Below are 26,098 nucleotides of genomic sequence, written 5' to 3'. Positions count from 1 at the left end.
GAGGTTGTTATACACATTATCCACAATTAGGGACAAACACCCTGTGGATATGTGGATAACTTGTTAGCATCGATGTTTATAATATTAAATTAAAGTGATCCTATACACATGGCTGTGGGCTCTTTGGGATAATCTTGTGAATAGTTAAGAAAGTCTTAAGGCACCTTAAATTGGGTATATGTTTCATTCCATAACCAAATATTAGGTTATTATTCATAGAAAGTAGACATTCAAACAGATTCGTGGTATTATTAAATCCGAATTGCAAAGTTTTTGCAGGAAAAAATCGCGAATGGAGGTGAATACACATGAAGCGTACATACCAACCAAAGAAGCGTCATCGTGAACGCGTACACGGATTCCGTAAGCGCATGAGCACGAGCAACGGTCGTAAAGTATTGGCTCGCCGTCGTGCAAAGGGCCGTAAGGTATTATCTGCCTAAGTTGGTCGCTGCAATGCAGTGGCCTTTTTATTTTAAGTTAATGTGAACTCTGGAGATAGCTATGCGTAAAACATTTCGAATAAAAAAGCCGGAAGAATTCCAGATGGTCTTTAACAAGCATCATTCGGTTGCAAATAAATATTTTATTGTTTATCAATTACATAAACCTGGTCAAAAACATTTTCGGTTGGGTCTATCTGTTAGTAAAAAGATAGGGAAGGCGCATGATCGTGTTTGGGTAAAACGCCGAATACGTCAAAGTCTGCTGGAATTAAAACCACTCATACCAAACGAACTTGATCTATTGGTTATTGCAAGACCTGCAATTGCTCATCAAGATCAACATTTTGTAAAACAACAGATTGTACATGTCTTAAAACTTGCAAATGTATTAGCAAGTGACGCGTAACCGCGTGGTCATAGGGAGAAAATTTGTGAAAAAATTGCAATCTATTTTAAAGAAGATTGGCGTAGTGCCCATTGTTATTGCAGTTATAGCATTGATCATTATGATTATTGCTGCAGTAACCTATGATGGACACATTGCCAGTAATAACATATGGAACGCGTTTGTTGCAGCCTTTACAAGTTCTATACTTGGAATGGCGCATTGGTTTGGGTCTAATTATGGTTGGGGAATTGTTGTTTTCACCATTATGGTCCGGTTATTGATTTTGCCGTTGATGGTATTCTCTATTGGCTCAATGATGAAGATGCAAGTTGTCCAGCCAAAACTAAAAGCATTGCAAGCTAAATATCCGGGTAAAGATACTGAAAGTCGTCAATTGATGATGGCCGAACAGCAAGCCTTATATAAAGAAGCTGGCGTTAATCCATTTGCGTCATTCTTACCATTAATTGTGCAGATGCCGATTTTGATTGCTTTATATCAAGCGATATCAAGTTCTCAAGAATTACGTTCAGGTGAATTTTTATGGTTAGCATTAGGTAATCGTGATCCGTACTTTATTTTGCCAATATTAGCTGCAGTGTTTACTTTTGCTTCATCGTGGTTATCAATGCAATCTAATCCAGATCAAAGTGGCGTTACGAAATTTATGCCGTATATTTTCCCAGTTGTCATATTTTTCTCAGCGCTAGCAGTGCCAAGTGCTTTGTCACTATACTGGGTGGTGTCTAATGCTTTTCAAACAGCACAGACATTGGTTTACCAGAATCCATTTAAGATTAAGCGTGAACGCGAAATTAAGTTAGCAGCCGAAAAGAGGATGCAACGTAAAATTGCGAAAGCTAAGCGTAGTCGTAAAAAATAACAAAATAAAAAATCAGGTACAGTGTGTACCTGATTTTTTATTTCAGAGTATATTTTGAAAAACTGTTATAATTGATACTATGTAAGAGGTGTACACATGAAATTTATTAAAAATTGGGTTATTCCCATAGCAATTGGTTTACTTATTGCATATATTATTCAATTTTGGTTTGTCACAGTAAGAGTTAAGGGACCGTCAATGGAACCTAACTTGGTTAATAATCAATTTGTTATTGAAAGCCGCAAGGCCAATATTAAACGTGGGGATGTGATTGTATTCGATGCAAGACACGAAGATCCTAATAATAAAAGTGATCATAAAGATTATGTGAAGCGCGTTATTGGTGTTAGTGGTGATCGTGTGGAACATAAGGGATCAAATCTCTATGTTAACGGAAAGTTAGTTGATCAAGATTACATCGGTCTGACCGAACGTAGTAGTGGTACATGGGGAGATTGGTCATTAACAACCTTGTCAAAGAGCAATACTTGGCAAGCTAAAGATCGGAATCAAAGTGTTGTGCCTAAGAATAGCTACTTTGTTTTAGGTGATCATCGATCAGTTTCCAATGACAGTCGAACATTTGGCTTCGTTGAAAAGAAACATGTTAATGGTAAAGTGATTGTGCCATTTTGGAATACTGATAAAACGGCAAAGGGCAATGTCAATGAACAATCAAAACGATTTTTCGACAAATAAGCATATTTTATCACACTTAATTTTACGCGCAGTGCAACCAGAAGATTTGGCCGCACTTGCGCGTATTTATTTAGTTAGCCGTCAGTATCATTTTCATTGGCTTAAACAGCCGAGATTAGATGATTTTTATACCGCAATTATTGGAGAAAATATTGAAGTTGCAGAAATTAATCATGAGATTGTCGGCTTTTCATCTTTAAATATAAATGAAAATTTTTTGCATTTATTATTTATTAAAGAGGAGTGGCATGGCCGAGGTATTGGTAAAATGCTTTTAACGTCTGCAAGACAGCGCGTTGAGCAACCACTTGAACTTAAAGTGGTGGTTGCTAATCAACGTGCACAAAAATTTTATGAACGTGAGGGGATGGTACCAGTACGTCATTCAACGTTGGCTGTACCGCCTAACATAACCTATCGTGATCCAATGAAGTAAAAATGTCGTTTAATGGAGTAATATGATTGAAATTTTAAAACAAACAAAAGACTATACTTGGTTTCATATTGTTGGATTGACGCCACATGACCGCCGTCAACTTGTTGATGACTACGAATTAACTGAGGAAATGATTAATTATGCGATTGACCATAATGAAAGCGTTCGTGTCGAGTATGATGTGCAGGCCGACGAGATTTTAATGGTTTTTGACGTTATTACGGATCATACTGATCTCATGCAAGTCGCAACTCAACCGATTGGCATAATGATTATGCCAGAACATCGGTCTATATATACTTTTGCACATGAGCATACAGCACATGTGCGTCAAGCCTTTATCGACGGCAGTGGTGTTGATAAAGAAGATGCTGTTGATTTGATATTTTCTGGCTTGTATCAATTAGTGACAGAGTATATCAATAATATTGTCGAGATTAATCGCAAAAGGCGCATTGTACAAGCGCGTATTAGCGAAAAACATCAAAAATGGGCACGTTTAGAAGAACTTGTACAGTTAAAGACACGACTCATTTATTTACAAAACTCCTTGGCTAATAATGCAGCAATGCTGAAGAATTTTCGTGCCGACTTTAGTACACAAGTGACGGCCAAAACACTTGAGCATATCGATGATGTACTGGTTGAAGTGGATCAAGCTAAAACAATGGCTGATTTAGCAATGGATGTGATTAACTCCGTTAGTGATGCTTATGGTTATTTAAGTAATCAGGAATTGAACTGGACGATGAAAATGCTCACTGTATATTCTATTATTTTAACGATGCCAACAATTGTTGGGGGATTTTACGGTGAAAACGTTGCTTTACCGTGGGCATCTGAACGATATAGCTGGTTAATTACAATTGGTATTACTATTTTCTTGATGGGTGTGACCACATTCATCTTATGGCGCTCAGGCTTTTTTAGAAAATAATCAGCAATCCTTGTTTTAATCATATGCGGCATCTGGATAAGCAGTAAAAAGAGAAAGGTAGTATCGTAACATATGAAATTATTGGAACAGCGTATTCAAAAGGATGGTCGTGTCTTAGGGGATGATATTTTAAAAGTGGATACATTTTTAAATCATCAAGTGGATCCTGAACTCATGCAAGATTTAGGTGAAGCGTTTGCGCAAGCATTTGCTAAATATAAAATTGATAAAGTTGTGACAGTTGAATCGTCTGGTATCGCACCAGCATTGTTTACTGGTTTAGCCTTACATGTACCGGTGATTTTTGCCCGAAAAATAAATCCTTAACCTTACCTGATGACGTGTATACAGCAGATGTGTATTCCTTTACTAAACAGACAACCAATCACATTATGATTGATCATCGTTTTTAAATCGTGGGGAAAATATTTTATTGATAGATGATTTTTTAGCTAATGGGCAAGCAATTTCAGGATTATTGGATATCAGTCATCAAGCTGGTACTTATGTTGTTGGTGTTGGCATTGTTATCGAAAAGGCCTTTCAAAAGGGGCGCGCTATATTAGATGCGCAAGGTATCGATGTTGTATCGCTAGCGCGTATTTCGAATTTTGAAAATGGGCAGGTAGTTTTTGCAACTGAATAGTTTCACGTGAAACATTCATGATATGCCACCGATTTAAATAGCTAGCAATCGGAATGCATACGTATGGTTGGTAGATAAAATAAAAAAGCACTTCGAGGAGTGCTTTTTTGTGTTTACTTATCAAGATGTGAATTTTTAGACGTTTCTAACATTCGTGCGTAAACAATCAAACTAATCAAAATTGCAGCGGATACGTAATAGAAAAATAGATTTTCATGGTTATTATCTTTAAGCCATAGGGCAACATATTCAACGGTACCACCAAAAATTGCGACGGTTAAGCCGTAAGGAAAACCAACACCAAGTGCACGAACTTCAGTTGGAAATAGTTCTGCTTTAACGATGGCATTGATTGATGTATAACCACTTACAATTAATAGCCCGGCTAGCATTAAGAAGAATGACCATAAGGGGCTGGCTAATATTTGAAGGCCCTCAAATATTGGCACAGTGAGTAAGGTGCCCAAAATACCAAACCAATAAAGGAGAGGCTTACGACCAATTTTATCTGATAATAAGCCGAAGACAGGTTGTAGAATCATGAAAATAAATAAGGCAAAGAAGTTAATCCAAGTCACACGTTGAGCGGGGAGATGTAGTGTGTTGATCATGAATTTTTGCATGTATGTTGTGTAAGTATAAAAGGCAATAGTACCACCTAGCGTTAAACCAACAACGGTAATCACTTGTTTAGGATATTTTGCTAATTGATGCAGTGTTCCTTTTTGGCCTTTTTTCTTAGCAGCATTTTCGAATTGTGTGGATTCTGCCATGGACAGCCTAAGGTAAAGAACAATAACCGCACCTAGGGCACCAATAATGAAAGGAATACGCCAAGCCCATTCATGAAGTTGACCATCTGTGAAGGTAAATTGTAAAACAATTTGAACCAGTAGGGCAAGTAATTGACCACTAATTAAAGTGACATACTGGAAGGACGCATAGAAACCGCGACGTTTAGGGCTTGCCATTTCAGAAAGATAGGTAGCTGAAGTACCGTATTCACCACCTAAGGAAATACCTTGAAGGAGGCGCGTGAGAATCAAAATGATTGGGGACCATATACCTATCGTGGCATATGTTGGTGTTAGTGCAATGATTAAGGAACCGCCGGCCATGATGACGACGGATAATGTTAATGCGGCACGTCGACCGCGTTGGTCTGCATATTTACCCATGATAAAGCTACCAAAGGGACGCATTAAGAAACCAACGGCAAATACAGCTGCAGCGCTAAGTAATGTCACTGTTTGATCATGGCTAGGGAAAAAAGCACCAGAAAAATAAACGGAAAAGGAAGCATAGATGTACCAGTCGAACCATTCGACTAAATTACCTAAGGAGCCTTTAATGATATTACCAGCGATCCACTTCTCATTTTTGACCTGCATATTTATTCACACTCCTTTAAGAGAATCTAGTTCTTATCTTAAATACAATGAGAACAAAACACTAGCTTTGATGTTAGAAAAGATTACATGTGTAATTTAATTTTACGGTTTAAAGTGAGACCAAATATCTTGCAAGACAGTGCGGACTGTTTGATCTTCGGTGTGTTGTGGTGAAATGAGATAAAAATCACGTTTAAATTCTTCACTTAACGGTGTAGAGGGAATATTTGATGGTAGTACTTTTTCAGAAATAATAGATTGACCGATGCCTGACTGAAGTAAAGCAATAATTGTATCATTACTAGCGACAGTAATACTGTGCTTTGGTACGATGTTGTGAATTTTAAAGTATTGTTGAGTGTAATGATAGACACCAGATCCCGTTTCACGGATTAACCATAATGCTTGATCAGAATAACCTGCTAACACTAATTGATCATGCATTGCAATTTGGCGCATGACGTTATCAGCTGTAATTGGCTTTTCAATGAGACCAAGATCAATTTTATGTTGGCTGACGTCTTCCAAAACACGTTCGGAATTTTGCATTTCAACATGAATATCTAATGTATCAATTTTTGGCATTAAAAATTTTAATACTTGAGGTAAAAACTAATTGCTGTTGTATGTGATGCAGCAATTCTAAAAATCACACGCTGATTATTGTGTTGCGTAATGGCATGCTGCGCAGCCGCCCATTCATCAATAATTGTAAGTGCTTGGGGATAGAATTGTTTGGCCTGTTCAGTCGGTATGATTTCAGTACGACCATTACGAGTGAATAACGCTGTCCCTAATTCGCTTTCCAATTGATGAATATGAACGCTGACAGTGGGCTGTGAAATAAAAAGTTGGGTCGCTGCTTTGGAAAAATTACGGGTTTCAAAGACAGTGATGAATGTTTCAAGTAGTTTAAACATAATTATTACCTTATTTAATAGAAAGTATTTAAAAAATTTATTTTACAAATGATTATAAACATCTTAAACTAACTTTATCAACTGTGGAGAGTAGAAATGTGATGAAAATTAAATCGAATATGATAAGTGGTATTATTGCGACCTTAATTTTATCGGCAATTGCCAAATTATTATCGCCATTCTTACCATCATTAGGGGCTGAAGCCATTGCAATGTTGTTGGGAATTATATTAGGGAATACTGTACTAAGTCGTGCCTCTTTTGCACCAGGGATGAAGTGGGCTGAAAAATATCCAATCGAAGTTGGTATTGCGCTAATGGGATTGACTGTTACGCTAAAAACAATTGAGAGCCTAGGTATTAATGGTATATTGTTTATTTTGATTCAAATGACATTGACAATCGTAGTCGTACTTTATATGGGTGGTCGTATCTTTAAAGTATCGAACCAAGCAGCCATGTTAATGGGAGCTGGAAATGCTGTTTGTGGTTCAAGTGCAATTGCATCAGTAGCACCTGTTATCGGCGCTACTGATGATCAACGTCGAACAACAGTTGCAACGGTTAGTTTAGCCGGTGTTGTACTTTTGTTAGTTTTGCCTGTATTAGGACCACAAATTTTGGGAAATAATAATCTACTATTGGGTGCTTTGGTCGGTGGTATTGTTCAGTCTGTTGGTCAAGTTGTTGGAACAGCTGCTTTGATTAATCCTACTGTGGTAACCTACGCGACACTGTTCAAAATGTTACGTGTCATTCTTTTGACAGTTGTTGTTTTGGTTTTCGCCCGAACAGCTCAAAAAAGTCAAGAATGGCAGGTACACCTGAAATAACACATAAGCATGGTTTGCAAGTGCCTTGGTTCGTAACATGCTTTATTATCTTTTTGCTCATTAATAGTTTTGTGAGTGTGCCGAGTGTTGTTACTTCCGGTGCTAAAGAAATCGCTGGTTTCTTTGGTGTTGTTAATTTAGCAGGAATTGGTTTGAATCTCAAAATTGATACTATTAAGAAGTCAGGTAGCAAGTTCTTAACGTATGGATTGGTTACCGCTGTATTTCAAGTTATCTTAGCGATTGTGCTGATTAAAGTGTTGTTCTAAATAAAAAAGTAATATAAAAACCTCTTGGATATTATTCAAGAGGTTTTTTATATTGAAATAAATAAATTTTTATTCATTAATTAAAACTAATTTATTTCTCTATTGACATCGAGTGCCAAAAAATGTAATCTTTTTTGTGGCACTAAGTGTCATATAAGGAGGAAGAAATATGAAGATCAAGAAGAAATGGTTGGTGTTGATTTCTTTAACATTAGGTAGTTTAATGATTGGTATTGATGCTACGAGTTTAAATATTGCCTTACCAACCTTAGCCAATAAGTTAGGTGCTAGCAGTTCTCAATTACAATGGTTTGTAGATGGATACAATTTGGTTCTTGCAGTCCTTTTGTTGCCAGCTGGATTAATTGTAGACAGATTTGGGCAGAAAATTTCGATTATTCTATCATTTATGATTTTTGGTGTAGCATCTCTTACGTGTGCATTATCCACTACGCCAGAAATGTTGATTGGTGCTAGATTTATACTAGCAGTTGGTGCAGCGTTAATGACACCAGCTAGTATGTCAATAATTCCTACACTATTTAAAAAAGATGAGCAACAAACAGCCACCACAGTCTTAGTTGCTTCGGCTACAATTGGTTTACCATTAGGCCCAATTTTGGGTGGTTGGTTACTAGAAAATTTTAATTGGAATTCAATTTTTTATATTGCTGTTCCGATTGCTATTTTAGCTATTATTGTAACTATATTCTTAATGCCCAATATTCAAAATAAAACAAAGACCAATATCGATTGGTTGGGTATTATCTTATCTAGTATAGGGTTAGGAGGATTTACCTATGGTGTAATTCGAGCCAGTGAATATTCATGGTCAGACAATGGTGTATTAATTTCATTAATTGGCGGTGTCATTATTATGGTCATTTTTGTTGCTTGGCAACTTAAGGCTAAGTATGCATTAATTGATATGAGTCTATTTAAAGATCGAATTTTTAGCTCTAGCGTTGTATTGATTTTCATGTTCACCTTTATTATGTTTGGTTTAATATTTGTATTACCACAGTTTTTCCAAAATATTGAGGGTGTAGGTCCGCAAGCAACAGGTATTCGACTATTACCATTAATATTGGGATTATTAGTGGCAGCGGTATTAGGCGATAAATTACATTTAAGTGATAGAAATTTAGTTGGCATTGGCTTTGTTTTTGCCGGAATCGCTAGCGGACTTGGCATGTTAATAACAATTCGTTCTGGTTATGGATATGTTGCTCTTGTATCGACCATTGCAGGCTTAGGCATTGGTTTAGCATTACCTAAACTAATGGGGTTGGGATTAAGCCAATTATCTCCCAATAAAGCAGGTATTGGCTCATCAGTACTCAATACATTTAAACAAGTTGGTAGTACGATGGGGGTAGCAATTTTAGGGACAGTGCTGAGCACTACCTATAAGCATCATGTTAAGATTAATGGATTATCACATCATTTAAAGGATGTTATTAACGAGGGGATTACCCAAGGCATAGCAGTGGCTACTAAGATTCAAAAAACAATAATAGTATCTAAACAACAGCTTGAAAATATGTTTAATAATCATCAAATATCAAGTACACTGTATCAAAGTAAACTTCATCAATTAAACAGCATGCAAAATAATGCACGTGATTTATTACATTCTGTTAAAACAAGTTTTATAATGGGAACATCACAAGTATTTTTAATTTGTTTGGTGGTATCTGCTTTTGGCGTATTGGTTACGCTCATTTGTATGCCGAAAAATATAAAAAGTTAGGCATTTTGCAATAATGCTATTTAGCCTGTATACTTCTTACAAAATAGACTTTTAATTTGGGCGGTAGATAATGGCTGAAGAAAATCGCAAACAAAAAATTATTAAGATTGCAAATCAATTATTTACAGAAAAAGGATATACAGAAACAACCATGACAGAAATTGCTGATCGAAGTGGCATCTCTCGTCGTACTTTATTTCGTATTTTTCCAAGAAAACAAGACCTCTTGGTTATTGGATATAATAGTGTACCAATAGATGAGTGGATCAATCAACAACCAGCGGATAAAGAACTGGTTCAAGTACTAACCGACTTATTAAAAGAACAGAACATGATGGGTGGTACGGATTTACAGAAAAATTATCAAAGATGGTTTGAAACTCTAAATGTAGAGCCAGATACACGTTCAGCAATATTGCAAAAAGTGTTGAAACAGATGCCACTAGCGGTTCAATTATTATCTAAAAAATATTCTAATATCAGTGAAGAAGAAATATGGATAACAATTGGATCACTAGTAGGCGTCATTATTGCAGCTTGGGCCAAAGTTTCTGATGATAAAGGCTCTGATCCGTTAGAACAAATTAATCAAAATTTGGAGTTAATCGCAAAAAATTAAGTGATGGTAAATGATAGTATTGACCTCGCATGTGATCATTTTGGCTAGAGTATGATAAAATTTGTTTGGTTTATTTAGCTCATGTTTAGATATTGTACAGAAAAATAAAAACACCCATTAGTATTTTTAAGAGTAAATACTAATGGGTGTTTTTTGTGAGCTATCTGTAAAGATACAGCTGCATGTTTACGGATAATTATTTTGTTGTCATGCCTTCGATAAACGTTACGGGTAGAATAATTGGCTTAACTAGAGATGATTTGGTATTGGGCTTAGACAATTGATATTGGAGCTGTTGCACTGCTATATGAACAATTTTTTCAATCGGTTGGCGAATTGAAGATAACATAGGCTGCTGGCGAGCGTAAATTTTAGCAGCATCAAACCCGATAATTTGAACATCAGCAGGTACGGCAATATGATGTTGTAATAATAGATGCCAGAAATCGCTAGCATATTCATCCGAATCCGAAAAAATACCATCATAGTTAAAACTTTTATAAGTAATATTGCTGTTTATGAATTGTTCGAAGTCATCAATGAACTGAACTGAATCGGAAGCAATAAAGCGATGATAATGGATATGATTTTGCTGACAAAAATCTTTGAAACCTTTTTCACGCAAAGCAGACACACCGACCACCGGGGTTTTAGAAATAAAGAGTAATCGACGCGCACCACGCTGATAAAGTTGCTCAGCAGCGATGAAACCACCTTGATAGTTATCAGAGATAATGAGTGGAAAATTTTGGGTTACACGATTTTCAATTGCAACTAATGGGATATCTGGCGATACGAGATGGCTAATATCTGCATAAGACATGGTAATAATACCCGCGACTTTTTGTGTTTTAGCCATTTCAATGTAGGCCATTTCCTTTGATGCCTGACTGTTTGAATTGCATAAAATCATTTTATAACCAAGAGCATCCAGTGCAATTTGCATATGATAGCTTAGCTCGGAAAAAAAGGGAGAATTAACGGTAGGAATAATCCACACTACATAATTGGAACGATTTGTTTTTAATGCGCGAGCGGTTGCGTTGGGAACATAATTTAATGTTTTGATGGCATTTTCGATTTTGAGTTTTGTATTGGGTCGAACACTGCGCCCGTTAATATAATTTGAAACTGTTCCACGTGAAACACCCGCAACTCTTGAAACATCATTCATATTTGCCAATTGCTTTACCCCGCATTTTTCTATACAAAAAGGCACTCTATTATAAAGCGCCTTTCTAATCTTAAGGTTGAAACCTTCCAGATAACATTTTATCAAATAAATCTGATATTTGCTTTTGTTTCATACTCTCAAGTTGATTTATTTCCAGTTGATTAAAGTCCTTAATGAGATAGTAAGCCTCCAAGTATAACGTCAGTTGGTGTTTAATAAAACGTTGATTGGTTAGATTGGGATCACGTACTGAATGACTAATAATATTCATTGCAAATTCATTAGGATCGATTTTTAAATTATCTTCATTCATCAATAAAGCTCTCCTTATTGTTAATTAATTTGTTTGGTTTTCACGAGCATGCTTTTGAGTTAGAGCGGCCATCATTTCCTTTTCTTTAGCTGGTGTCAAGCTATAGAAGAGAATAAGGATGAGGGATAGAACTAATGCGAGCATTGGCACCCAGACATAGTTGGCTTCAATGGCAAATAATGCAGCTGGTGATTGGCTCTTATTGGGGATGTAGTGTCCCATAGATAAGAGTAATCCAGTGATGGCACCGCCGATACCCATACCAAATTTGGCTGTGAAACTTGAGGCTGACGTGACGATACCTTCAGCACGCACACCGTTTTTCCATTCACCATAGTCAACAGCATCTGCTAATAGTACGGCAATTAAGGCACCGATGAAGCCATTACCGAAGTTACCAACGATAGTACCGACGATGACAATTGGAATATTAAGAATTTGTGCACCAAGACCTAATATGAGTTGGCCTACAATACTAATAGCGAGCCCAGCTAGCAGTGTCTTCTTCTTGCCCAATTTCATGACAACATAAGGCGTTAAGAAAACAGAAACTAAACCAATAGCATTAAATAGTAGGGCAAATGATACTAATTCAGGTCGATCCAAGTTGTATTTAAAGAAATAAATGGTGACTTGTCCTTTGGTTTGCATGCCTAGCCAGTAGACAAAGTTTAAGCCAATAACAATCAACCAAGGCCAGTTTCTTTTTAATGCTTTCAGTGATTTTTTAATAGGGAGTGGCTTTTGTGATTCAAGTGTTTGGACACGTTCGCGCAAATTGGCGAAAACAACAAGATAGATAACAAAGAAGACTAGAGCGGCCATGACAGCAACTAAGAAGAAACCTCTTCTTGGATTATCACCGCCGCCAAATAGCGTGACGAGTGGTAATGCAATAACCGAAATTAGGGTACCACCGAAGTTAGAACAAAGAGAGCGGATCGTTGATAAAAGAACACGTTCATCAGGATTGATCGTCATGCTCGGTAGGATAGAAGTTAGTGGAATGTTAACGGCAGAGTACAAGACGCCGATACCAATATAAGTAACATAGGCCCATACGATTTTCCAATTCATAGGGAGATCAGGCGTTGTAAAACATAGAATCGTAAATATCGTAAACGGGGCATTGAACCATAGTAAGAACGGACGACTACGTCCCCATTTGCTATGGGTATGATCAATCATAATCCCCCAAAAGGGACCATCAAAGGCATCAATTACACGGGCGACAAGCATCAAAGTACCAACTGCCGCAGCGGTGATGCCAAATACATCCGTATAAAAATACATTAAATAAGTACCGATTAAGCTAAAGGTGAAACTACAGGCAAAATCGCTGGCACCATAACTTAAGCGTTCATTCCAAGGCAAAATACCCTTAGAAAGCCGTTTTTTCGACACTTGATTTTGAATTGCTTGCCATAATTTGAACTCCTTTTATTTGAAAGCCTAATAAGCGTAAACTTTTGCTTCAAATGGTCGTAAAGTCTCACCTTGGTCATCTGAATAGTTTTGAATGAGTAATTTATGTTGAGTCGGTAAGGGATAATGACGTGTGAGTGTTTGATCAGTGAAATTAGCAATGATTAAAAGTGTTTGCGTATTATTTTGTCGAGTATAAGCAAATACAGCATTGTCATTTTCATTCTCTGGGACTAAAGCAAAACGGCCATCGGTAATCACCGGTAATTCATGACGTAACTGAATAAGACGCTGATAGAAGTAGAAGATAGAATTGGGATCTTTTAAGGCCGATTCAACGTTAATGTTGTGATAATTATGGTTAACTTTTAACCATGGTGTTGCGGTGCTAAAGCCAGCATGTGCGGAATTGTCCCACTGCATGGGTGTTCTTGCATTGTCACGGGAGCGCGCATGTAGGTAAGACATCATGGTTTCAGGTGCAACCAATTGTGTATCGTCAACAAGTTCGTGATAAGCGTTAATTGATTCAAGATCTTGATAATCGCTGAGATGATCAAAGTTGACATTTGTCATACCAAGTTCTTCACCTTGATAAATGTATGGTGTTCCCTGCATGAAATGTAGAATCGTTGCAAGCATTTTGGCGGAATATACTCGATAAGCAGGGCTATCATTTCCAAAACGTGACACAACACGCGGTTGATCATGGTTGTTCCAATATAGACTATTCCAAGCTGTACCAGACAACGCAGTTTGCCATTTAGTTAAGTTATGGCGTAATGCTTCTAATGTTACAGGTTGGTCATACCACTTGCCTAAAGCCGGATTAGGGTTACCATCTAACCCCATATGTTCAAATTGGAAAACCATATTTAATTCACGGCCATCAAGATTAGCGTACTTTTTAGATTCTTCGACTGTTACCCCAGCTGTTTCACCTACTGTGATCCAATTATAACGACCTAAAACTTTTTGATGCATTTCTTGTAAATAATCGTGGACACGAGGGCCATTGGCAACAACATCTGCAGCGTTACCAAAAGGCGCTTCGGCAGATTGTGGGCCATCAGGGAGTCCAGTTGGCTTGGAAATTAATGAAATGACATCCATTCTAAAACCATCAATACCTTTATTAGCCCACCAATTCATCATGTCAAAGACAGATTGTCGGACATTAGGATTTTCCCAATTCAAATCAGGTTGTTCTTTGGCGAATAAATGGAGATAATATTGGCCAGAATCTTTGTCAAATGTCCAAGCAGGACCTGAAAAGAATGATCCCCAATTATTGGGCGCATGACCATCGACTGGATCATGCCAAATATAATAGTCACGGTAGGGATTATCTTGACGCCCTTGGCGGCTTTTTTGAACCATTCGTGTTCAGAGGAACTGTGGTTGACAACTAAATCCATCATAATTTTGAGACCGAGTTGATGCGCTTTGCTTAATAACGCTTCAAAGTCTGCCATATTACCAAAATCAGGGTTAATGGCTTGATAATCAGAAATATCATAGCCTCCGTCAATATTAGGTGTTTTATAAATTGGATTTAGCCAAATGACATCTACACCTAACTTTTTTACATAGTCTAGACGACTGATAATACCTTTTAAATCACCAATACCATCACCATTGCTGTCCTGGAAACTACGCGGATAAATTTGATAAACGACTGCTTTTTGCCACCATTTTTCTTCTGTCATGGATAGACTCCTTCTTTTTTGGAACGTTCCAAGTTATTTATACACACAATATAAAACGTTTTTATGCAAAATGCAAGCGCTTACAATTAATAATTTAATTGATTTTAAGTGTGCTTTGTTATACTAAAGAAAAGGAGTGATATATTGTTTAAAGATCGAAAATATCAATTTGTCCCAGCTAAGTTACCTGAAACAATCGAGAAAATGCATCTAAACGTGCCATATATGTCTGGAAAGCGGCATCAATTAGATGTGTACTTGCCTCAGGGACCTGGTCCGTTTCCAGTAATATTTGATATTTATGGCGGTGGTTTATTATTTGGGGATAAATCGTCTCTCAAATTAGAGCCAAGCCTACGTTTTTTAGCCGATAAATTTGCTGTTGTGAGTGTCGACTATACACCAAATACTACTGAGCATAATGTTTTTCCAAATCAGATTTCTGAATTAAGATTGGCTTTAATCTATTTAAATAATCATGCCGAACAATATCATTTGAATATGGATGATGTGACGGTAATTGGTGAGTCAAGTGGGGCGCAGCTAGCTGTATTGAGTGCTGCTAGTTTTTCATCCAATGTTATATTGGGTGATGCATTCAATGATTATCGTATCCCAAAGATCAAGCGCGTTATTGCGATGTATGGGCCGTATAAACTGGATCAGTTTAAATCGGAGTTTACGACTTTAGGTTTACAACCTAAATTTTCTGAAACGGGAACAGCAAGTGCTTTTGAAGGCATTATGTTAGGTAATCAAGCACCTAAATTAGTACCCGATTTAGTAGCACAAGCTAATCCTGAAAGTTATTTCACGTATCATATGCCACCATTAATGCTGATTGCTGGTAAGCATGATCATGTTGTCCCTTATTTGCAGAGTGTTGCATTATCAGAGGCTTATCAAGCAAAAGTTTCACCAGATACTATTGAAACAGTGTGGGTTGATCATGGAGATCATGGACCAAAAGATTATAATAACGCTGATATTCATGCAAAAAATTGGTTTTCATCCAAAGAACAAAATAAAAAGCAACGCCTGAAAGGCGTTGCTTTTTATTGACGATGGGTTAATTGCTGATAAACCTTAGTTGCAATGGCATCATTAGTCCACATCCAAATACCATGACCAAGGGCTTCGGATAAGTGTTCTTCCATGGGCTGTTCTTTAGCAGTAGGAATTGTCTTTGTTTTTGGTAATAAAACGAGATGGAAAGCGATCCAGACCGCTAACCCGAAAACAGTACCACCACCTGCAGCAATTTTAGGTTGATATTGCTTTAATGCCGCATACAACGTGGCAAATACAATAGAGAAAGTAAAATGAATAGCATAACTTGTCATTGGTAATTCATGATCAAGATAGCGATAAGTTTGATGTGTCACACTTTTAGGGATACCAAGTTGCGCCAACAATTGTTGTGGTGGATTCGTTTCATCACGTTCTTGCGTTCTTGGTGGGAGAATATTTTCCCACCCAAGTTTGACTAATCCTGAAACAAGACCAGCTGCAATACCGCCAATTAAGACAGCTTTGAAATTAATATTTTTTGTCATGTTTTCCTCCACCTTATCTAAATGATATAGTTATTCTAACGTGAATTGTATTTTTTGCATAATATTAGCTTATAATTAATTGGTCAATAGTATACAAAACACCACTATGATTATTATCATTATGCACGATTTGATAATCTTGTAAGAGGTTTAATTTATGTCGTGTATTTGGCATTAAGTAGGGATGGCCAACAAAATTGAGCATCTCTAGATCATTGCCACCATCACCAAAAGCAGCAATATTTTGTGGCTCAATACTTAAATTTTGAGCTAAAATTTTAAGACCAGATGCTTTATTAACATGGGCGGGAACAATGTCAATACCACCGGTTCCTGTTTCAGTAATATGGACACGATGCCCAAGTGCTTGGTGTGCGGCATGATAAAACAGTGATTCATCATGGTTTTGCCAGTTCATTGTTACTTTAAAAATGGGTTGATCAATTTCATCAACATCATCAAAATATTTCTTTTCATTGAAATACTGAAAGTAGCGCTGATTCATCCCTTTAGGATTACTACGTGGCATGTAGGCTGTATGATCCGTTGCATAGACGAGACCATGATCTGGCCGTGGTTGATAATGATTGAGTAAAATTTGAATATCTTTTAACACATCAAGCGGCAATGCCTTTTCGAATAGTACGGTATTATCACTTCGGATAACACGCGCACCATTGTTCGTGACAAAGTTAATGGGATAATCTTTAAAATGTTTAAAAATCATATCAATTCGTCTTTGGTGAACACCTGTTGCGACAGCAAATTCAATATTTTGTTGTTCTAATTTTTCAAAAACTTTCTGAAAAAGAGGCGCATCAAAAGACTTATCATCTCTTAAAAAAGTACCATCTAAATCAGTTGCAATCAGTTTAATTGACATAAATTCTCCAACATTTGCGGGCTAAGCCTGTGACAAAATATGCTGAGCAATCCAAGCACCTTCACGTAAGATAATAGTATTGACACCAGGTCGAGGAATAACTGTCATAAACCACTTAACGCCCTCAACTGGAATACCATATAAATAGATATTGGGTTGCACTTGACCTTGGGCGTTCAAAATTTCAAATGTCCGTAAGTCAATATTTGCAACATCTAACGTATAAGTACTTTGATCATTACGAGTGTAAGTAGGGGAAACCAGCCAACCTTTTTGTCGCAGATTCTGAATCAAGGGATTTTTAGCAAGCTGTAAATGAATCGCACCTAAATGTGCTTCAACTAACACATTACCAAATGCACTATGCCCGCGTTTATCACGCATGACAAATTTACCATTCTCGGTTGATATGCTAATTTCAGGGGCCATAATTGTTATAATATCAGCTTCAATTAAGGCCTTAAGTTGTTCAATACGATATAAAGGTGGTCCAACAGATAAGCGGACATTTATTGCATTAAAGTCTTCAAGAAAAGTTTCATAGTCTTCATCCGAGAAATAGTGTTTTTCAACTAATAAACGAATTAAATCACGCATATCGCGCAAAGTATCAAATGAACCAGCAAAGGGTGCTACTTTGTTACCTTGGCGAGCATCTAAAATATCATCATTAAGGTAATCAATGATGAATGCTTGATAATCGACATTATCAGCTAAATGTTTCTCCGGATGCATGATTGTCTCAATATCAAAAGGGGTATCAATAAGGCCAAATGATTGGCTCGTCTGTAGTAAATCCGGGCTGGTTAATAAGGCTTGCTTTAATTGCTCGCTCTGAGCATAAGCTAAATTATTTTGGTCACTGTTTAATATGTTAAGTAAGTGTTTATAGGTTAATTCTTTAATTAATAGTGATTTAAAATCATGATATGCTAGTTGACCATGATTAGCGGCTTTTAAGGCATCTAATGCAGGTAACGTAAAGAATTGAGGCTGATAAAGCTCACTCGTGGTTTTCTGATTTTCGCCACGCGCATGAGGTGGAAATCCACTGCGTGATCCAGCAATGATTTTTGGCTCTTTACCAGATGGTATGTAGCGTAAGGTATTATCTACCTGGCGAATAAATTGGCCATCATAACCCTCGGTTAACGCAGCCATATAATCAAAAAAGCTTAATCCTAATCCCCGTAACAAAACGGTATCTTGAGCACTAAAATGTTGTAGTTCTACTTCGGCGGGATGTGCAGGTGGCATATATGACAAATGATACTGATGTGCATAATCTTGGAATTTTAGTTCTTCAGCTGTTAACTCGTTATCAGCGTGCCCTAAAGCCATTACGACCTGATCAGCCAAAAAGCTTGAACCATCATTTAAAGTCAGTTGATATTTATTAGCGAGTTGGCTAATATCCTGAATACTTTGTTGTGTAAATTCTAGCGTGTGATTATTTGCTAGTTTATTGTATTTTTGTAACCATTCATAGAACCAGGCAGCATACACGCCAAATAGGCCACGAGGGACAAACTGATTGGCATCAATATTGTTTAAAATATCATGATAAGCATTGGGAAATTCAGGATGTTGTGCTAAAAAGTCCTGTGCATGGCTTTGACACCATTGGTATAAATTAGGACCGGCTATTGGCGTACCGCCATTAACTATAGAGTCGTCACTGAATAAGGTAATTTGCTCTACGATGGTATTCATTAAGAACTTTTCATTTTGTGGTAGGAATGGATCCCATACACGACCACCAATCGCATAATTGTCGAACAATTGGATATTAATTGATAATTGACTATCCGCAAGATTTAATAAGCGTTCAGCAACAGTGAGACCGCGTGGACCAGCACCAATAATTGCAACTTGCATAGGTTTCCTCTGTTTTTCAAATTAGATTTTATACATAATTGATAGTAATCAGACTTTATTATAAGTGTTTATACTAACCTTTTCAAAGATATGTCCGATGTAAAAATAAAAACAATCCGTAGATTGTTAAATTGAGATGCTAAATTGAAAATCTTCAGGAGCCAGAATACCAATATCTTTAACGACAACGTCGCCGGATAGAAATTTACCATTGCCCTTTGTTAGACCAACTTTATTGAAACTAAAGGTCACAGTCTTTTTTGCTTTGAGTGTGGCGCCACGCACTTCGCCAGTTGTGGCATCGATACCGGTGGGAATATCAACAGCGATGACTGGCTTTTCAATGTGATTGGCCGCTTTAATCATTTTCTGTAGCCCTTCAGGTAGCAGTTTATTAAGTCCTACACCAAAAATGGCATCAATAATAAGAGAAGCATTGTTGAAATCAGATTTTTCTGCACGATGTAAGCCGTATTGTTCAGCGATATGAAGTTGATGCTTCACGCTTTCTTTGGCACGATTAACGTTACCTACAAATTGCAGGGTGACATTAATACCTTGTAAATAAAGTAAACGCGCAATTGCAACCCCGTCAGCACCATTATTACCCAAACCAGCTAATACAAGTACGTGTGTCAAGTCGAAATTACCAGCACCGATGACATCAATGACAGATAAAGCAGCACGTTCAATTAAAACGTCTTGGGATATACCAATCGTTTGAATTGTATAAGTATCTAATTCTTGCATTTCTTTTGCGGTAACTAATTGTGCCATTTTCTCAACCATTCCTACAATTATTGAAGCTTGATTATCTTTCATTATTATATCGGGAAAAGGGCTATGATAAAAGACCCAGTGTCATCTCGTGATGAAATATTGTTAAAATTGACCAATTGTTAGAAAATAGTTGCTAAGCAAGGTTTAATTTGGTATGATTATTATTGCTTTGGAGAAGTACTCAAGCGGCTGAAGAGGCGCCCTTGCTAAGGGTGTAGACGTGTTAAAGCGTGCGAGGGTTCGAATCCCTTCTTCTCCATTTAGCATTTCATGGCGTTGCATAAGGTTTTTAAAACCTTGATGTGGCGCTTTTTTTGTCAAAATAAATATGATAGTTCTACGGCTGTTATGAAAATGACGTCTGAATTGAACCTGTCGATTTTCATTGTAACTTTGAAACTAAATTATCAAAATTATCATATCAAACAACATGCGGCATTTAAAGTTAATCGTTGTAGATGAAGCGTGCTATTTATATTGTATGATGGATACACGTTTTAATATGATATATGAAAAGGAAACACATATGAAAAAATCACTGAATCTCGTTAGACAGGTCATTAGTCAAGTCCAAAATCAGGATGTGACATGTGTAACTTCAGAACCATATAATAGTGAATATGAAAGTTTAACATTTCTGATTAATAACATAAGTGTGCGCAGCCGTTTGGCTAAGAAAACGCCAACAAAGGCAGGCTATTTTGTAGTAGCATGGGAAAAAGATAATCACGATAATAATAAGCCTTTTGACTATCAAGATAGTCCAGATTTACTGATGATTACTGTTATCGATAATGATAAAAAAGGACAATTTATATTTCCAAAAGACATTTTGGAAAATAAAAAATATTAAGATCACCAACATCTAAGGGAAAAATGGCATTTAGAGTTTACCCAACTTGGGTTAATACATTGAATAAAACTGCCCTAAATACGCAACGATGGCAACAAGAATATTTTATAGATTTGTCAACAGATATGGCGATGGATAAGATAAAAAATTATTGTATTTGTACTGATTATTCAACTAAACGAGAGATGCCATTAGACTATTCACGATTAGAAGGAAATAAATGATGCCAATTTTTATTGTGATTCGTGGTAATTCTGCTAGTGGAAAAACAGCATTGGCTAATAAATTGCAACAATATTTTGGCTACAATCATTGTCTTTTATTACATCAGGATACGATTCGTCGCGAAATACTTCATGCAGGTGATGATGTGGGGACACCCGCAGTTGGGATGATTGAAGTGCTCATTAAATATGGCTTTAATCATTGCAAAGTCGTTATACTTGAAGGCATTTTGCGTAAAGATGTATATGGTGAAATGATATTGGATGCCAGTAAACAATTTGCAGAGGCTAATTTTAGATATTATTTGAATGTTTCATTCGAAGATACTATTAAGTACAATGCTTGGAAAGCGCACCCGTTTAGTGTGGAAACTTTGAAAAAATGGTGGCGTAATGAAGATTATTTGAATAAGTCAGATATTATATTAAATGAAAATAGTGTGGATAGTTTATGTCATCGCATTATTTCAGATGTTAGCCGATATATATAGAACGAAATGGTGTCTTTATAAGACTTTAATACAAGCACATAACGATTGCGTGTTATGTGTTTGTCTGGCATCGCATGCTGAATTATTATTCACGGTGAACAGTTCGGTGCATGAGCACACTCTGCTTGTTTAATACGATATGACAAATTTCTTGGGCAAAAAAATCTCGGGAAACTGGGCGGAGTTGTTTAAAGTAATTTATCCAGGTAAGATGTGCCAAAATAATACCAGGAATATAAGAACTTTTACGTGCTTTATCAAAGATAATACCAGGATAAACACTATATGATCGATTTGGTAGGCGCTCTGTCATCTCCTTTTCAACAGCATACTTAGCATTTAAATATGGTTTCATAAAGAAGGGACCACTGTTGGCTGAGATAAACAGGAACTTTGGTTTTGGCTCTCGAATGAGGACATCAATTATATTTTTAGCTGGCTGGTAACTACTATTATGGTAATTTTGCTTTTTGATTGGATTGGGTAATAATATTCCCACAGCATCGATAACCCAGTCAGCATTAGCAGCAATATGTTGCCACTGATCCGGCTGGCTTAAATCAACAGCATGATAGGTGGCATGGTCTATCAATCCTGGTTTAAAGCCATGTCGAGATAAACTGTGTATATCAAATAAATCAGGTGAAAGTGCTTTAATGATACCCTGGCCTACGAATCCCGTACCACCAGCGATAACAATTTTTGTTTTTCTAAATGTTGCATGACGTTACGTCCTTTCACATTTTTATTGATTAATCCGTCGCTGTACTTAGTATACAAATCAGATATTATATTTCACACAGAGATGCTCAATATGCATAAAATATTGTGCTTAAGATGATAATGTCGTTTAATCATTGACAAGCAAGGACCATTTGGTTATATTATCTTCACTATAACTATTTCGAATACAGACAAGGGGTATGCAATGTTTATTATTGATTTGACTTATACTAAACCATTATCAGAGGTGGAAAAATATTTACCAGATCATATTCAATATTTGGAAAAATATTATGAATCTGGGCATTTTATGATGTCAGGTCGTAAAGATCCTCGCGTAGGTGGTGTAATCCTTGCTAAGGGAGAGTCTCTTGAAACTATAACAAGTATTTATCATGAAGATCCTTTTTTATAAATGAAATTGCAACGTATACTGTCACAACATTCATCCCCTCAAAATGGGCAGCAGATTTTCAAAACATCTTGGGCTAATATCAGCCATATTTAGATTATAATGTGAGCTAAAGGAGGTGCTTTACGATGAATGTTATTTTTCATATTGATGAAACTAATCGATGGCAGACAGCGTTAGCTAATATTAAAAATTTTTCTGAATGGCAAAAACAACATGCTGATAAAGGAACAATTGAGTTGTTAATTAATGGTGAGGCTGTTGAGCAGGCTGTTACTGGAGACGCCATTAATCTTGAGCAATTGGTAAATAATGGTATTGATGTTGCTGTGTGTCAGAATGCCATGCGGCAACGTCAGATAACGCATACCGATTTACAACAAGGTGTCAGAATTGTACCTGCTGGTGTTGTCGAGTTGGCTATGAAACAAACAGAGGGCTTTAGCTACATTAAACCTTAACCTGCATCACTATTTTTGTGTACGAGAGAACATTTAAACTGAGTTTAATTTTGTGGGCTTATGCTATAGGTTGTAGGAGGATAGTTATGTCTAAACGTATTGCAATTAGCGTAATATTAGATAATCTAAAAGCCTTATTGGGGGAGTATTTAGGTGTCCAAATTTTTGATAAAGCGATTATGCATTTATCATTATCAGAACCAATTAGTGATGGTGCAATTTCAAGTGAGAATGCATTAAAAATTATGGATTTTGTACGATCTCAAGCACAGATACCAAAAAGCAAACTTATTTTGGTCGACAAATTTAGGCACGCAATTATTGAATCAGCGTAAATTAAAACAAAGAATCCGAAAGGGTTCTTTTTATTATGGTTTGCAAAATTATTTCAAAAAATAATTTTTTGTTAATTTTATTGTCATTTTGTTCTAAATGCGTTAGATTATACCGGAGATTCTTTTTAGGGGGACAGATTTTGTTGGAAAGAAAGCATGTAAATATTATATTCGGTGGTCTAAGCGCAATATTATTTGGTATCAGTGGCATCTTAGCGAGTGTGTTGTTTCAACGTATTAATATGGTGCCTGAATGGTTAGTTGGCATGCGTATGTTTTGGTCTGGTCTATTATTAATCCTTGTTTTAGCGTGTAAATTCGGTGGTTCAATTTTTAGCATATGGTATCGTAAGGCTGATGCTATATTGATTATTTTATTTGGCGTTATCGGTGTTTTATTAGCACAATCGAGTTTTTTCTTATCTGTTTATTTTGGTAATGCAGCGATGGCAACTATTTTACAATCGTTGGGACCCACTATTATTATTATTTTATTGAGTATATTTTATCGAAAATTACCAGTACGAATGGATACTGTATCGATTATTATTGCTTTAATTGGTGTCTTTTTATTGGTGACCAATGGTGATATTGGACATTTAAAAGTGACAACTCAAGCTCTTTTTTGGGGTATTATATCAGCATTTGGTGTAGCAGCATATACTTTAATACCACGACCATTACTTCAGCAACATCACGCATTGCTAGTTGTCGCTTGGGGATTATTAATCGGTGGTATTGCTGAAAATTTGATACAACCGCTGTGGCATATACCAAATAATTTACAAGTGATTGATTGGTCAATGATTGGCTTTATCATCATTGGTGGTACTTTAGTGCCCTATGCTTTATACGTTTTGAGCCTATGTCATCTCGCACCAACAACCGCAAGTTTGCTAGGAATTATTGAGCCGCTCACGGCTACGTTGATTTCTGTTACTTTGCTGGGTGTGCAATTATTACCTGTTCAAATGATTGGTGTGTGCCTCATTCTCTCAACAATTATTTTGATTAGCTTACCGGTGGAACGTATCGTTGAAAAATTTTTAAAACGGCGCGCATAATGTTTCACGTGAAACATTACTCAGAAAAACGCATTACGTTGGCCAGAACACAATTACTAATTTTTAACAATCAAGTTCAATATATCCAAACGCAACATTAGGTACCATTATGATTGAGTACAATTTAACGCCGTAAGCTGTAAAATACCTATAGGGAGTTAATTAAAAAAATGAAAATAAGTATTATTCAGCATGTCGCATTTGAAAAACCAGGTTTAATAGCGGAGTGGGCGCAATTTCATCAGCATGATGTTAATATAATTGAGATTTTTAAACAGCAAAAGTTACCTAGGATTCAGGACTTTGATTTGCTAATTGTTTTAGGTGGACCGATGAGCGCAGATGATGATATATCATGGTTATTTGAAGAACGCCGCTTGATTAAAGAAGTAGTGGATCAAAATAAACCAATGCTGGGTATTTGCTTGGGTGCTCAACAATTAGCAAAAGCTTATGGTGGCCGCATTGTAGCAACACCCAAGGAAGTGGGTTGGGCAAGTGTCACTAGTTCAGCAGCGATACAGCCATTGTTTTCTGAAGCTGTTCATTGTACTGCTTTGCATTGGCATGGTGAAGGTTTCACGTTGCCTGAGGGTGCTCAACGGCTTTTTACCAGTGATTTGTGGGAAAACCAAGGATTCATGTTGAAGAATGCTATTGGCTTACAGTTCCACTTGGAGACGACATTAGAAACACTGCAGAACATCATTAAAAATGATGCTGCATTTGTTGAAAACTCAAAATTAGAACAAAGTGTCGCAGACATATTAGCGACGACGCCATCGGCAATAAACAAAAAATATTATTTCAGATATTAGATTATTTATCTCAAGTAGCGTCATAATATAATGAACGGGGGAAATCAGATGTTATCTAAACAACCAATTGGGGTTTTTGATTCAGGTGTGGGTGGTATTAGTACATTAAGGGTACTGACACAAATGCTTCCTAATGAAGATTTTATATTCTTTGGGGATTCATTACATGCACCATATGGCAGTAAAACAGCAGGACAGGTGGTTGATCTATCACAAAAAGTTGTGGACACGCTTTTGGCGCAAAACGTGAAAGCAATTGTTATTGCTTGTAATACTGCGACAAGTTCTGCCAAACCATGGTTAGTTGACCATTATCCGAATGTACCAATTATTGGGATTGAACCAGCATTAAAAGAAGCGGTTGATGATGGTCATCAGGATATTTTAGTTTTAGGAACAGCCTTGACACTAAGCCTACCAAAGTTCCAAACGCAACTGGACCAATATCAAGAGAATCATCATATTACAGTATTACCCTGCCCTGGATTAGCAGATTTGATTGAGCAAGGTGATAAGCGATTAACCGATATTAAAGCATTACTGATTGATTTATTTAAGGATATTCAAAATAGGTCGTTTAGCGCTGTTGTTTTGGGCTGTACACATTATCCATTTATCCAACCGCTCATTGAAACGTATTTGGCACAGAAAAATAATATTAAGTTCTATACAGGTTATGAGGGAATTGGGCGTCAGTTAATTCGGACACTCGAACAAAAAATTTATTGCGTGAAAACCATGACAAACGTTATATTAAATTTTTAACGAGTAAAAAAGGG

The 26,098-nt window shown here is 36.7% G+C and carries 26 protein-coding genes, 1 tRNA gene and 5 pseudogenes; 20 read left to right on the top strand and 12 right to left on the bottom strand.

Annotated elements, in window-relative coordinates:
* Positions 1–302 precede the first annotated feature (302 nt).
* From rpmH to LEUFL_RS12550, 7 genes and pseudogenes are all read left to right on the top strand, one after another.
* Positions 303–443 carry a 50S ribosomal protein L34 gene (rpmH, locus tag LEUFL_RS0100885; protein ID WP_216761525.1) on the top strand — a complete coding sequence of 47 codons (141 nt, stop codon included), beginning with the start codon at positions 303–305 and terminating at the stop codon, positions 441–443.
* A 61-nt stretch (positions 444–504) separates the two neighbouring features.
* Positions 505–852, top strand: a complete 348-nt coding sequence (rnpA, locus tag LEUFL_RS0100880) for a ribonuclease P protein component (protein ID WP_010006860.1) — start codon at positions 505–507, stop codon at positions 850–852.
* A gap of 25 nt (positions 853–877) precedes the next feature.
* Positions 878–1,717: a YidC/Oxa1 family membrane protein insertase gene (locus LEUFL_RS0100875; protein ID WP_010006859.1), complete on the top strand. Its 840-nt coding sequence runs from the start codon at positions 878–880 to the stop codon at positions 1,715–1,717.
* Positions 1,718–1,813: 96 nt separating this feature from the next.
* Positions 1,814–2,416 (top strand): signal peptidase I, encoded by a 603-nt coding sequence (gene lepB / locus LEUFL_RS0100870; protein ID WP_010006858.1) that lies wholly within the window; start codon positions 1,814–1,816, stop codon positions 2,414–2,416.
* On the top strand, positions 2,385–2,852 hold the full coding sequence (locus LEUFL_RS0100865) for a GNAT family N-acetyltransferase (RefSeq protein WP_010006857.1): 468 nt from the start codon (positions 2,385–2,387) through the stop codon (positions 2,850–2,852). Before lepB ends, LEUFL_RS0100865 begins: the two co-directional genes overlap by 32 nt.
* Before the next feature lie 22 nt (positions 2,853–2,874).
* Complete coding sequence (locus LEUFL_RS0100860) at positions 2,875–3,789, top strand: magnesium transporter CorA family protein (RefSeq protein ID WP_010006856.1); 915 nt, start codon at positions 2,875–2,877, stop codon at positions 3,787–3,789.
* A 72-nt stretch (positions 3,790–3,861) separates the two neighbouring features.
* Positions 3,862–4,435: pseudogene (locus tag LEUFL_RS12550) on the top strand (xanthine phosphoribosyltransferase).
* Between the two features lie 113 nt (positions 4,436–4,548).
* Here the strand turns inward: LEUFL_RS12550 and LEUFL_RS0100845 are convergent.
* The 3 genes from LEUFL_RS0100845 to LEUFL_RS13370 form a co-directional block, all read right to left on the bottom strand.
* The gene (locus LEUFL_RS0100845; RefSeq protein ID WP_010006853.1) at positions 4,549–5,826 is read right to left on the bottom strand and encodes an MFS transporter; all 1,278 of its coding nucleotides are present in this window, start codon (positions 5,824–5,826) and stop codon (positions 4,549–4,551) included.
* A gap of 102 nt (positions 5,827–5,928) precedes the next feature.
* Positions 5,929–6,411, bottom strand: a complete 483-nt coding sequence (locus LEUFL_RS13375; protein ID WP_308736772.1) for a LysR substrate-binding domain-containing protein — start codon at positions 6,409–6,411, stop codon at positions 5,929–5,931.
* Between the two features lie 8 nt (positions 6,412–6,419).
* Positions 6,420–6,746 carry a LysR family transcriptional regulator gene (locus LEUFL_RS13370; RefSeq protein ID WP_308736771.1) on the bottom strand — a complete coding sequence of 109 codons (327 nt, stop codon included), beginning with the start codon at positions 6,744–6,746 and terminating at the stop codon, positions 6,420–6,422.
* 101 nt (positions 6,747–6,847) lie between these two features.
* On the opposite strand from LEUFL_RS13370, the pseudogene LEUFL_RS10780 reads away from it, so the two are divergent.
* The 3 genes and pseudogenes from LEUFL_RS10780 (at position 6,848) to LEUFL_RS12310 (ending at position 10,220) form a co-directional block, all read left to right on the top strand.
* A pseudogene (locus LEUFL_RS10780) lies at positions 6,848–7,848 on the top strand (YeiH family protein).
* Positions 7,849–8,017: 169 nt separating this feature from the next.
* Positions 8,018–9,601: a DHA2 family efflux MFS transporter permease subunit gene (locus LEUFL_RS08925; RefSeq protein WP_010006851.1), complete on the top strand. Its 1,584-nt coding sequence runs from the start codon at positions 8,018–8,020 to the stop codon at positions 9,599–9,601.
* A 70-nt stretch (positions 9,602–9,671) separates the two neighbouring features.
* Entirely contained in the window at positions 9,672–10,220 is a 549-nt protein-coding gene (locus LEUFL_RS12310; RefSeq protein ID WP_010006850.1) for a TetR/AcrR family transcriptional regulator, read from the top strand.
* Positions 10,221–10,416: 196 nt separating this feature from the next.
* Here the strand turns inward: LEUFL_RS12310 and LEUFL_RS0100820 are convergent, their stop codons facing one another.
* The 4 genes and pseudogenes from LEUFL_RS0100820 to LEUFL_RS10775 all read right to left on the bottom strand — a co-directional run bounded on the left by LEUFL_RS0100820 (position 10,417) and on the right by LEUFL_RS10775 (position 14,841).
* Positions 10,417–11,394 carry a LacI family DNA-binding transcriptional regulator gene (locus tag LEUFL_RS0100820; RefSeq protein WP_029508580.1) on the bottom strand — a complete coding sequence of 326 codons (978 nt, stop codon included), beginning with the start codon at positions 11,392–11,394 and terminating at the stop codon, positions 10,417–10,419.
* A 70-nt stretch (positions 11,395–11,464) separates the two neighbouring features.
* Positions 11,465–11,707, bottom strand: a complete 243-nt coding sequence (locus tag LEUFL_RS0100815; RefSeq protein ID WP_010006848.1) for a hypothetical protein — start codon at positions 11,705–11,707, stop codon at positions 11,465–11,467.
* A 24-nt stretch (positions 11,708–11,731) separates the two neighbouring features.
* On the bottom strand, positions 11,732–13,111 hold the full coding sequence (locus tag LEUFL_RS0100810; RefSeq protein ID WP_029508579.1) for a glycoside-pentoside-hexuronide (GPH):cation symporter: 1,380 nt from the start codon (positions 13,109–13,111) through the stop codon (positions 11,732–11,734).
* A gap of 48 nt (positions 13,112–13,159) precedes the next feature.
* A pseudogene (locus LEUFL_RS10775) lies at positions 13,160–14,841 on the bottom strand (alpha-glucosidase).
* A gap of 144 nt (positions 14,842–14,985) precedes the next feature.
* On the opposite strand from LEUFL_RS10775, the gene LEUFL_RS08910 reads away from it, so the two are divergent.
* Positions 14,986–15,903: an alpha/beta hydrolase gene (locus tag LEUFL_RS08910; protein ID WP_010006846.1), complete on the top strand. Its 918-nt coding sequence runs from the start codon at positions 14,986–14,988 to the stop codon at positions 15,901–15,903.
* Here LEUFL_RS08910 and LEUFL_RS0100795 read toward each other — a convergent pair.
* The 4 genes from LEUFL_RS0100795 to LEUFL_RS0100780 form a co-directional block, all read right to left on the bottom strand.
* The gene (locus LEUFL_RS0100795) at positions 15,897–16,397 is read right to left on the bottom strand and encodes a DUF1440 domain-containing protein (RefSeq protein ID WP_010006845.1); all 501 of its coding nucleotides are present in this window, start codon (positions 16,395–16,397) and stop codon (positions 15,897–15,899) included. The two genes, LEUFL_RS08910 and LEUFL_RS0100795, sit on opposite strands and share 7 nt — an antisense overlap.
* Positions 16,398–16,461: 64 nt before the next feature.
* On the bottom strand, positions 16,462–17,280 hold the full coding sequence (locus LEUFL_RS0100790) for a Cof-type HAD-IIB family hydrolase (RefSeq protein WP_010006843.1): 819 nt from the start codon (positions 17,278–17,280) through the stop codon (positions 16,462–16,464).
* 21 nt (positions 17,281–17,301) lie between these two features.
* Positions 17,302–19,158 (bottom strand): FAD/NAD(P)-binding protein, encoded by a 1,857-nt coding sequence (locus tag LEUFL_RS0100785; protein WP_010006842.1) that lies wholly within the window; start codon positions 19,156–19,158, stop codon positions 17,302–17,304.
* Between the two features lie 126 nt (positions 19,159–19,284).
* A complete protein-coding gene (locus LEUFL_RS0100780; RefSeq protein ID WP_010006840.1) occupies positions 19,285–19,935 on the bottom strand; it encodes an NAD(P)H-hydrate epimerase in 651 nt (216 codons plus the stop codon).
* Between the two features lie 174 nt (positions 19,936–20,109).
* Between LEUFL_RS0100780 and LEUFL_RS0100775 the strand changes: the two genes are divergently transcribed.
* The 3 genes and pseudogenes from LEUFL_RS0100775 to LEUFL_RS0100765 all read left to right on the top strand — a co-directional run bounded on the left by LEUFL_RS0100775 (position 20,110) and on the right by LEUFL_RS0100765 (position 21,506).
* Positions 20,110–20,197 (top strand) — tRNA-Ser (locus LEUFL_RS0100775).
* 171 nt (positions 20,198–20,368) lie between these two features.
* A pseudogene (locus tag LEUFL_RS13450) lies at positions 20,369–21,015 on the top strand (MepB family protein).
* Positions 21,012–21,506: a P-loop NTPase family protein gene (locus LEUFL_RS0100765; protein WP_010006839.1), complete on the top strand. Its 495-nt coding sequence runs from the start codon at positions 21,012–21,014 to the stop codon at positions 21,504–21,506. Before LEUFL_RS13450 ends, LEUFL_RS0100765 begins: the two are co-directional and overlap by 4 nt.
* An 85-nt stretch (positions 21,507–21,591) precedes the next feature.
* Here the strand turns inward: LEUFL_RS0100765 and LEUFL_RS0100760 are convergent, their stop codons facing one another.
* Positions 21,592–22,206: an NAD-dependent epimerase/dehydratase family protein gene (locus tag LEUFL_RS0100760; RefSeq protein WP_029508578.1), complete on the bottom strand. Its 615-nt coding sequence runs from the start codon at positions 22,204–22,206 to the stop codon at positions 21,592–21,594.
* Between the two features lie 228 nt (positions 22,207–22,434).
* On the opposite strand from LEUFL_RS0100760, the pseudogene LEUFL_RS10765 reads away from it, so the two are divergent.
* The 6 genes and pseudogenes from LEUFL_RS10765 (at position 22,435) to murI (ending at position 26,084) form a co-directional block, all read left to right on the top strand.
* Positions 22,435–22,721: pseudogene (locus tag LEUFL_RS10765) on the top strand (YciI family protein).
* A 48-nt stretch (positions 22,722–22,769) separates the two neighbouring features.
* Positions 22,770–23,102: a DsrE family protein gene (locus LEUFL_RS0100750; protein ID WP_010006836.1), complete on the top strand. Its 333-nt coding sequence runs from the start codon at positions 22,770–22,772 to the stop codon at positions 23,100–23,102.
* 86 nt (positions 23,103–23,188) lie between these two features.
* A complete protein-coding gene (locus LEUFL_RS0100745) occupies positions 23,189–23,437 on the top strand; it encodes a hypothetical protein (protein WP_010006832.1) in 249 nt (82 codons plus the stop codon).
* Positions 23,438–23,577: 140 nt separating this feature from the next.
* Positions 23,578–24,501 (top strand): DMT family transporter, encoded by a 924-nt coding sequence (locus tag LEUFL_RS0100740; protein WP_010006831.1) that lies wholly within the window; start codon positions 23,578–23,580, stop codon positions 24,499–24,501.
* Between the two features lie 170 nt (positions 24,502–24,671).
* The gene (locus tag LEUFL_RS10760) at positions 24,672–25,319 is read left to right on the top strand and encodes a type 1 glutamine amidotransferase (RefSeq protein WP_010006830.1); all 648 of its coding nucleotides are present in this window, start codon (positions 24,672–24,674) and stop codon (positions 25,317–25,319) included.
* Between the two features lie 48 nt (positions 25,320–25,367).
* A complete protein-coding gene (murI, locus tag LEUFL_RS10755) occupies positions 25,368–26,084 on the top strand; it encodes a glutamate racemase (RefSeq protein ID WP_010006829.1) in 717 nt (238 codons plus the stop codon).
* Positions 26,085–26,098: the final 14 nt, after the last annotated feature.

Origin of the sequence: Leuconostoc fallax KCTC 3537 (assembly GCF_000165675.1) — a bacterium.
GTDB lineage: Bacteria > Bacillota > Bacilli > Lactobacillales > Lactobacillaceae > Leuconostoc_B > Leuconostoc_B fallax.
This window is presented reverse-complemented; position numbering and strand designations above follow the sequence as displayed.

Bases quoted from the DNA above. Each gene is read 5' to 3' on its own strand.
- murI (WP_010006829.1), top strand. From the start codon at position 25,368: ATGTTATCTAAACAACCAATTGGGGTTTTTGATTCAGGTGTGGGTGGT.
- LEUFL_RS0100750 (WP_010006836.1), top strand. From the start codon at position 22,770: ATGAATGTTATTTTTCATATTGATGAAACTAATCGATGGCAGACAGCG.
- LEUFL_RS13375 (WP_308736772.1), bottom strand. From the start codon at position 6,411: ATGCCAAAAATTGATACATTAGATATTCATGTTGAAATGCAAAATTCC.
- LEUFL_RS0100815 (WP_010006848.1), bottom strand. From the start codon at position 11,707: ATGAATGAAGATAATTTAAAAATCGATCCTAATGAATTTGCAATGAAT.
- LEUFL_RS0100795 (WP_010006845.1), bottom strand. From the start codon at position 16,397: ATGACAAAAAATATTAATTTCAAAGCTGTCTTAATTGGCGGTATTGCA.
- LEUFL_RS13370 (WP_308736771.1), bottom strand. From the start codon at position 6,746: ATGTTTAAACTACTTGAAACATTCATCACTGTCTTTGAAACCCGTAAT.
- LEUFL_RS08925 (WP_010006851.1), top strand. From the start codon at position 8,018: ATGAAGATCAAGAAGAAATGGTTGGTGTTGATTTCTTTAACATTAGGT.
- LEUFL_RS0100820 (WP_029508580.1), bottom strand. From the start codon at position 11,394: ATGAATGATGTTTCAAGAGTTGCGGGTGTTTCACGTGGAACAGTTTCA.
- rnpA (WP_010006860.1), top strand. From the start codon at position 505: ATGCGTAAAACATTTCGAATAAAAAAGCCGGAAGAATTCCAGATGGTC.
- LEUFL_RS0100745 (WP_010006832.1), top strand. From the start codon at position 23,189: ATGTCTAAACGTATTGCAATTAGCGTAATATTAGATAATCTAAAAGCC.
- LEUFL_RS0100845 (WP_010006853.1), bottom strand. From the start codon at position 5,826: ATGCAGGTCAAAAATGAGAAGTGGATCGCTGGTAATATCATTAAAGGC.
- LEUFL_RS0100790 (WP_010006843.1), bottom strand. From the start codon at position 17,280: ATGTCAATTAAACTGATTGCAACTGATTTAGATGGTACTTTTTTAAGA.
- lepB (WP_010006858.1), top strand. From the start codon at position 1,814: ATGAAATTTATTAAAAATTGGGTTATTCCCATAGCAATTGGTTTACTT.
- LEUFL_RS0100765 (WP_010006839.1), top strand. From the start codon at position 21,012: ATGATGCCAATTTTTATTGTGATTCGTGGTAATTCTGCTAGTGGAAAA.
- LEUFL_RS0100780 (WP_010006840.1), bottom strand. From the start codon at position 19,935: ATGGCACAATTAGTTACCGCAAAAGAAATGCAAGAATTAGATACTTAT.
- LEUFL_RS12310 (WP_010006850.1), top strand. From the start codon at position 9,672: ATGGCTGAAGAAAATCGCAAACAAAAAATTATTAAGATTGCAAATCAA.
- LEUFL_RS0100860 (WP_010006856.1), top strand. From the start codon at position 2,875: ATGATTGAAATTTTAAAACAAACAAAAGACTATACTTGGTTTCATATT.
- LEUFL_RS0100785 (WP_010006842.1), bottom strand. From the start codon at position 19,158: ATGCAAGTTGCAATTATTGGTGCTGGTCCACGCGGTCTCACTGTTGCT.
- LEUFL_RS10760 (WP_010006830.1), top strand. From the start codon at position 24,672: ATGAAAATAAGTATTATTCAGCATGTCGCATTTGAAAAACCAGGTTTA.
- LEUFL_RS0100865 (WP_010006857.1), top strand. From the start codon at position 2,385: ATGAACAATCAAAACGATTTTTCGACAAATAAGCATATTTTATCACAC.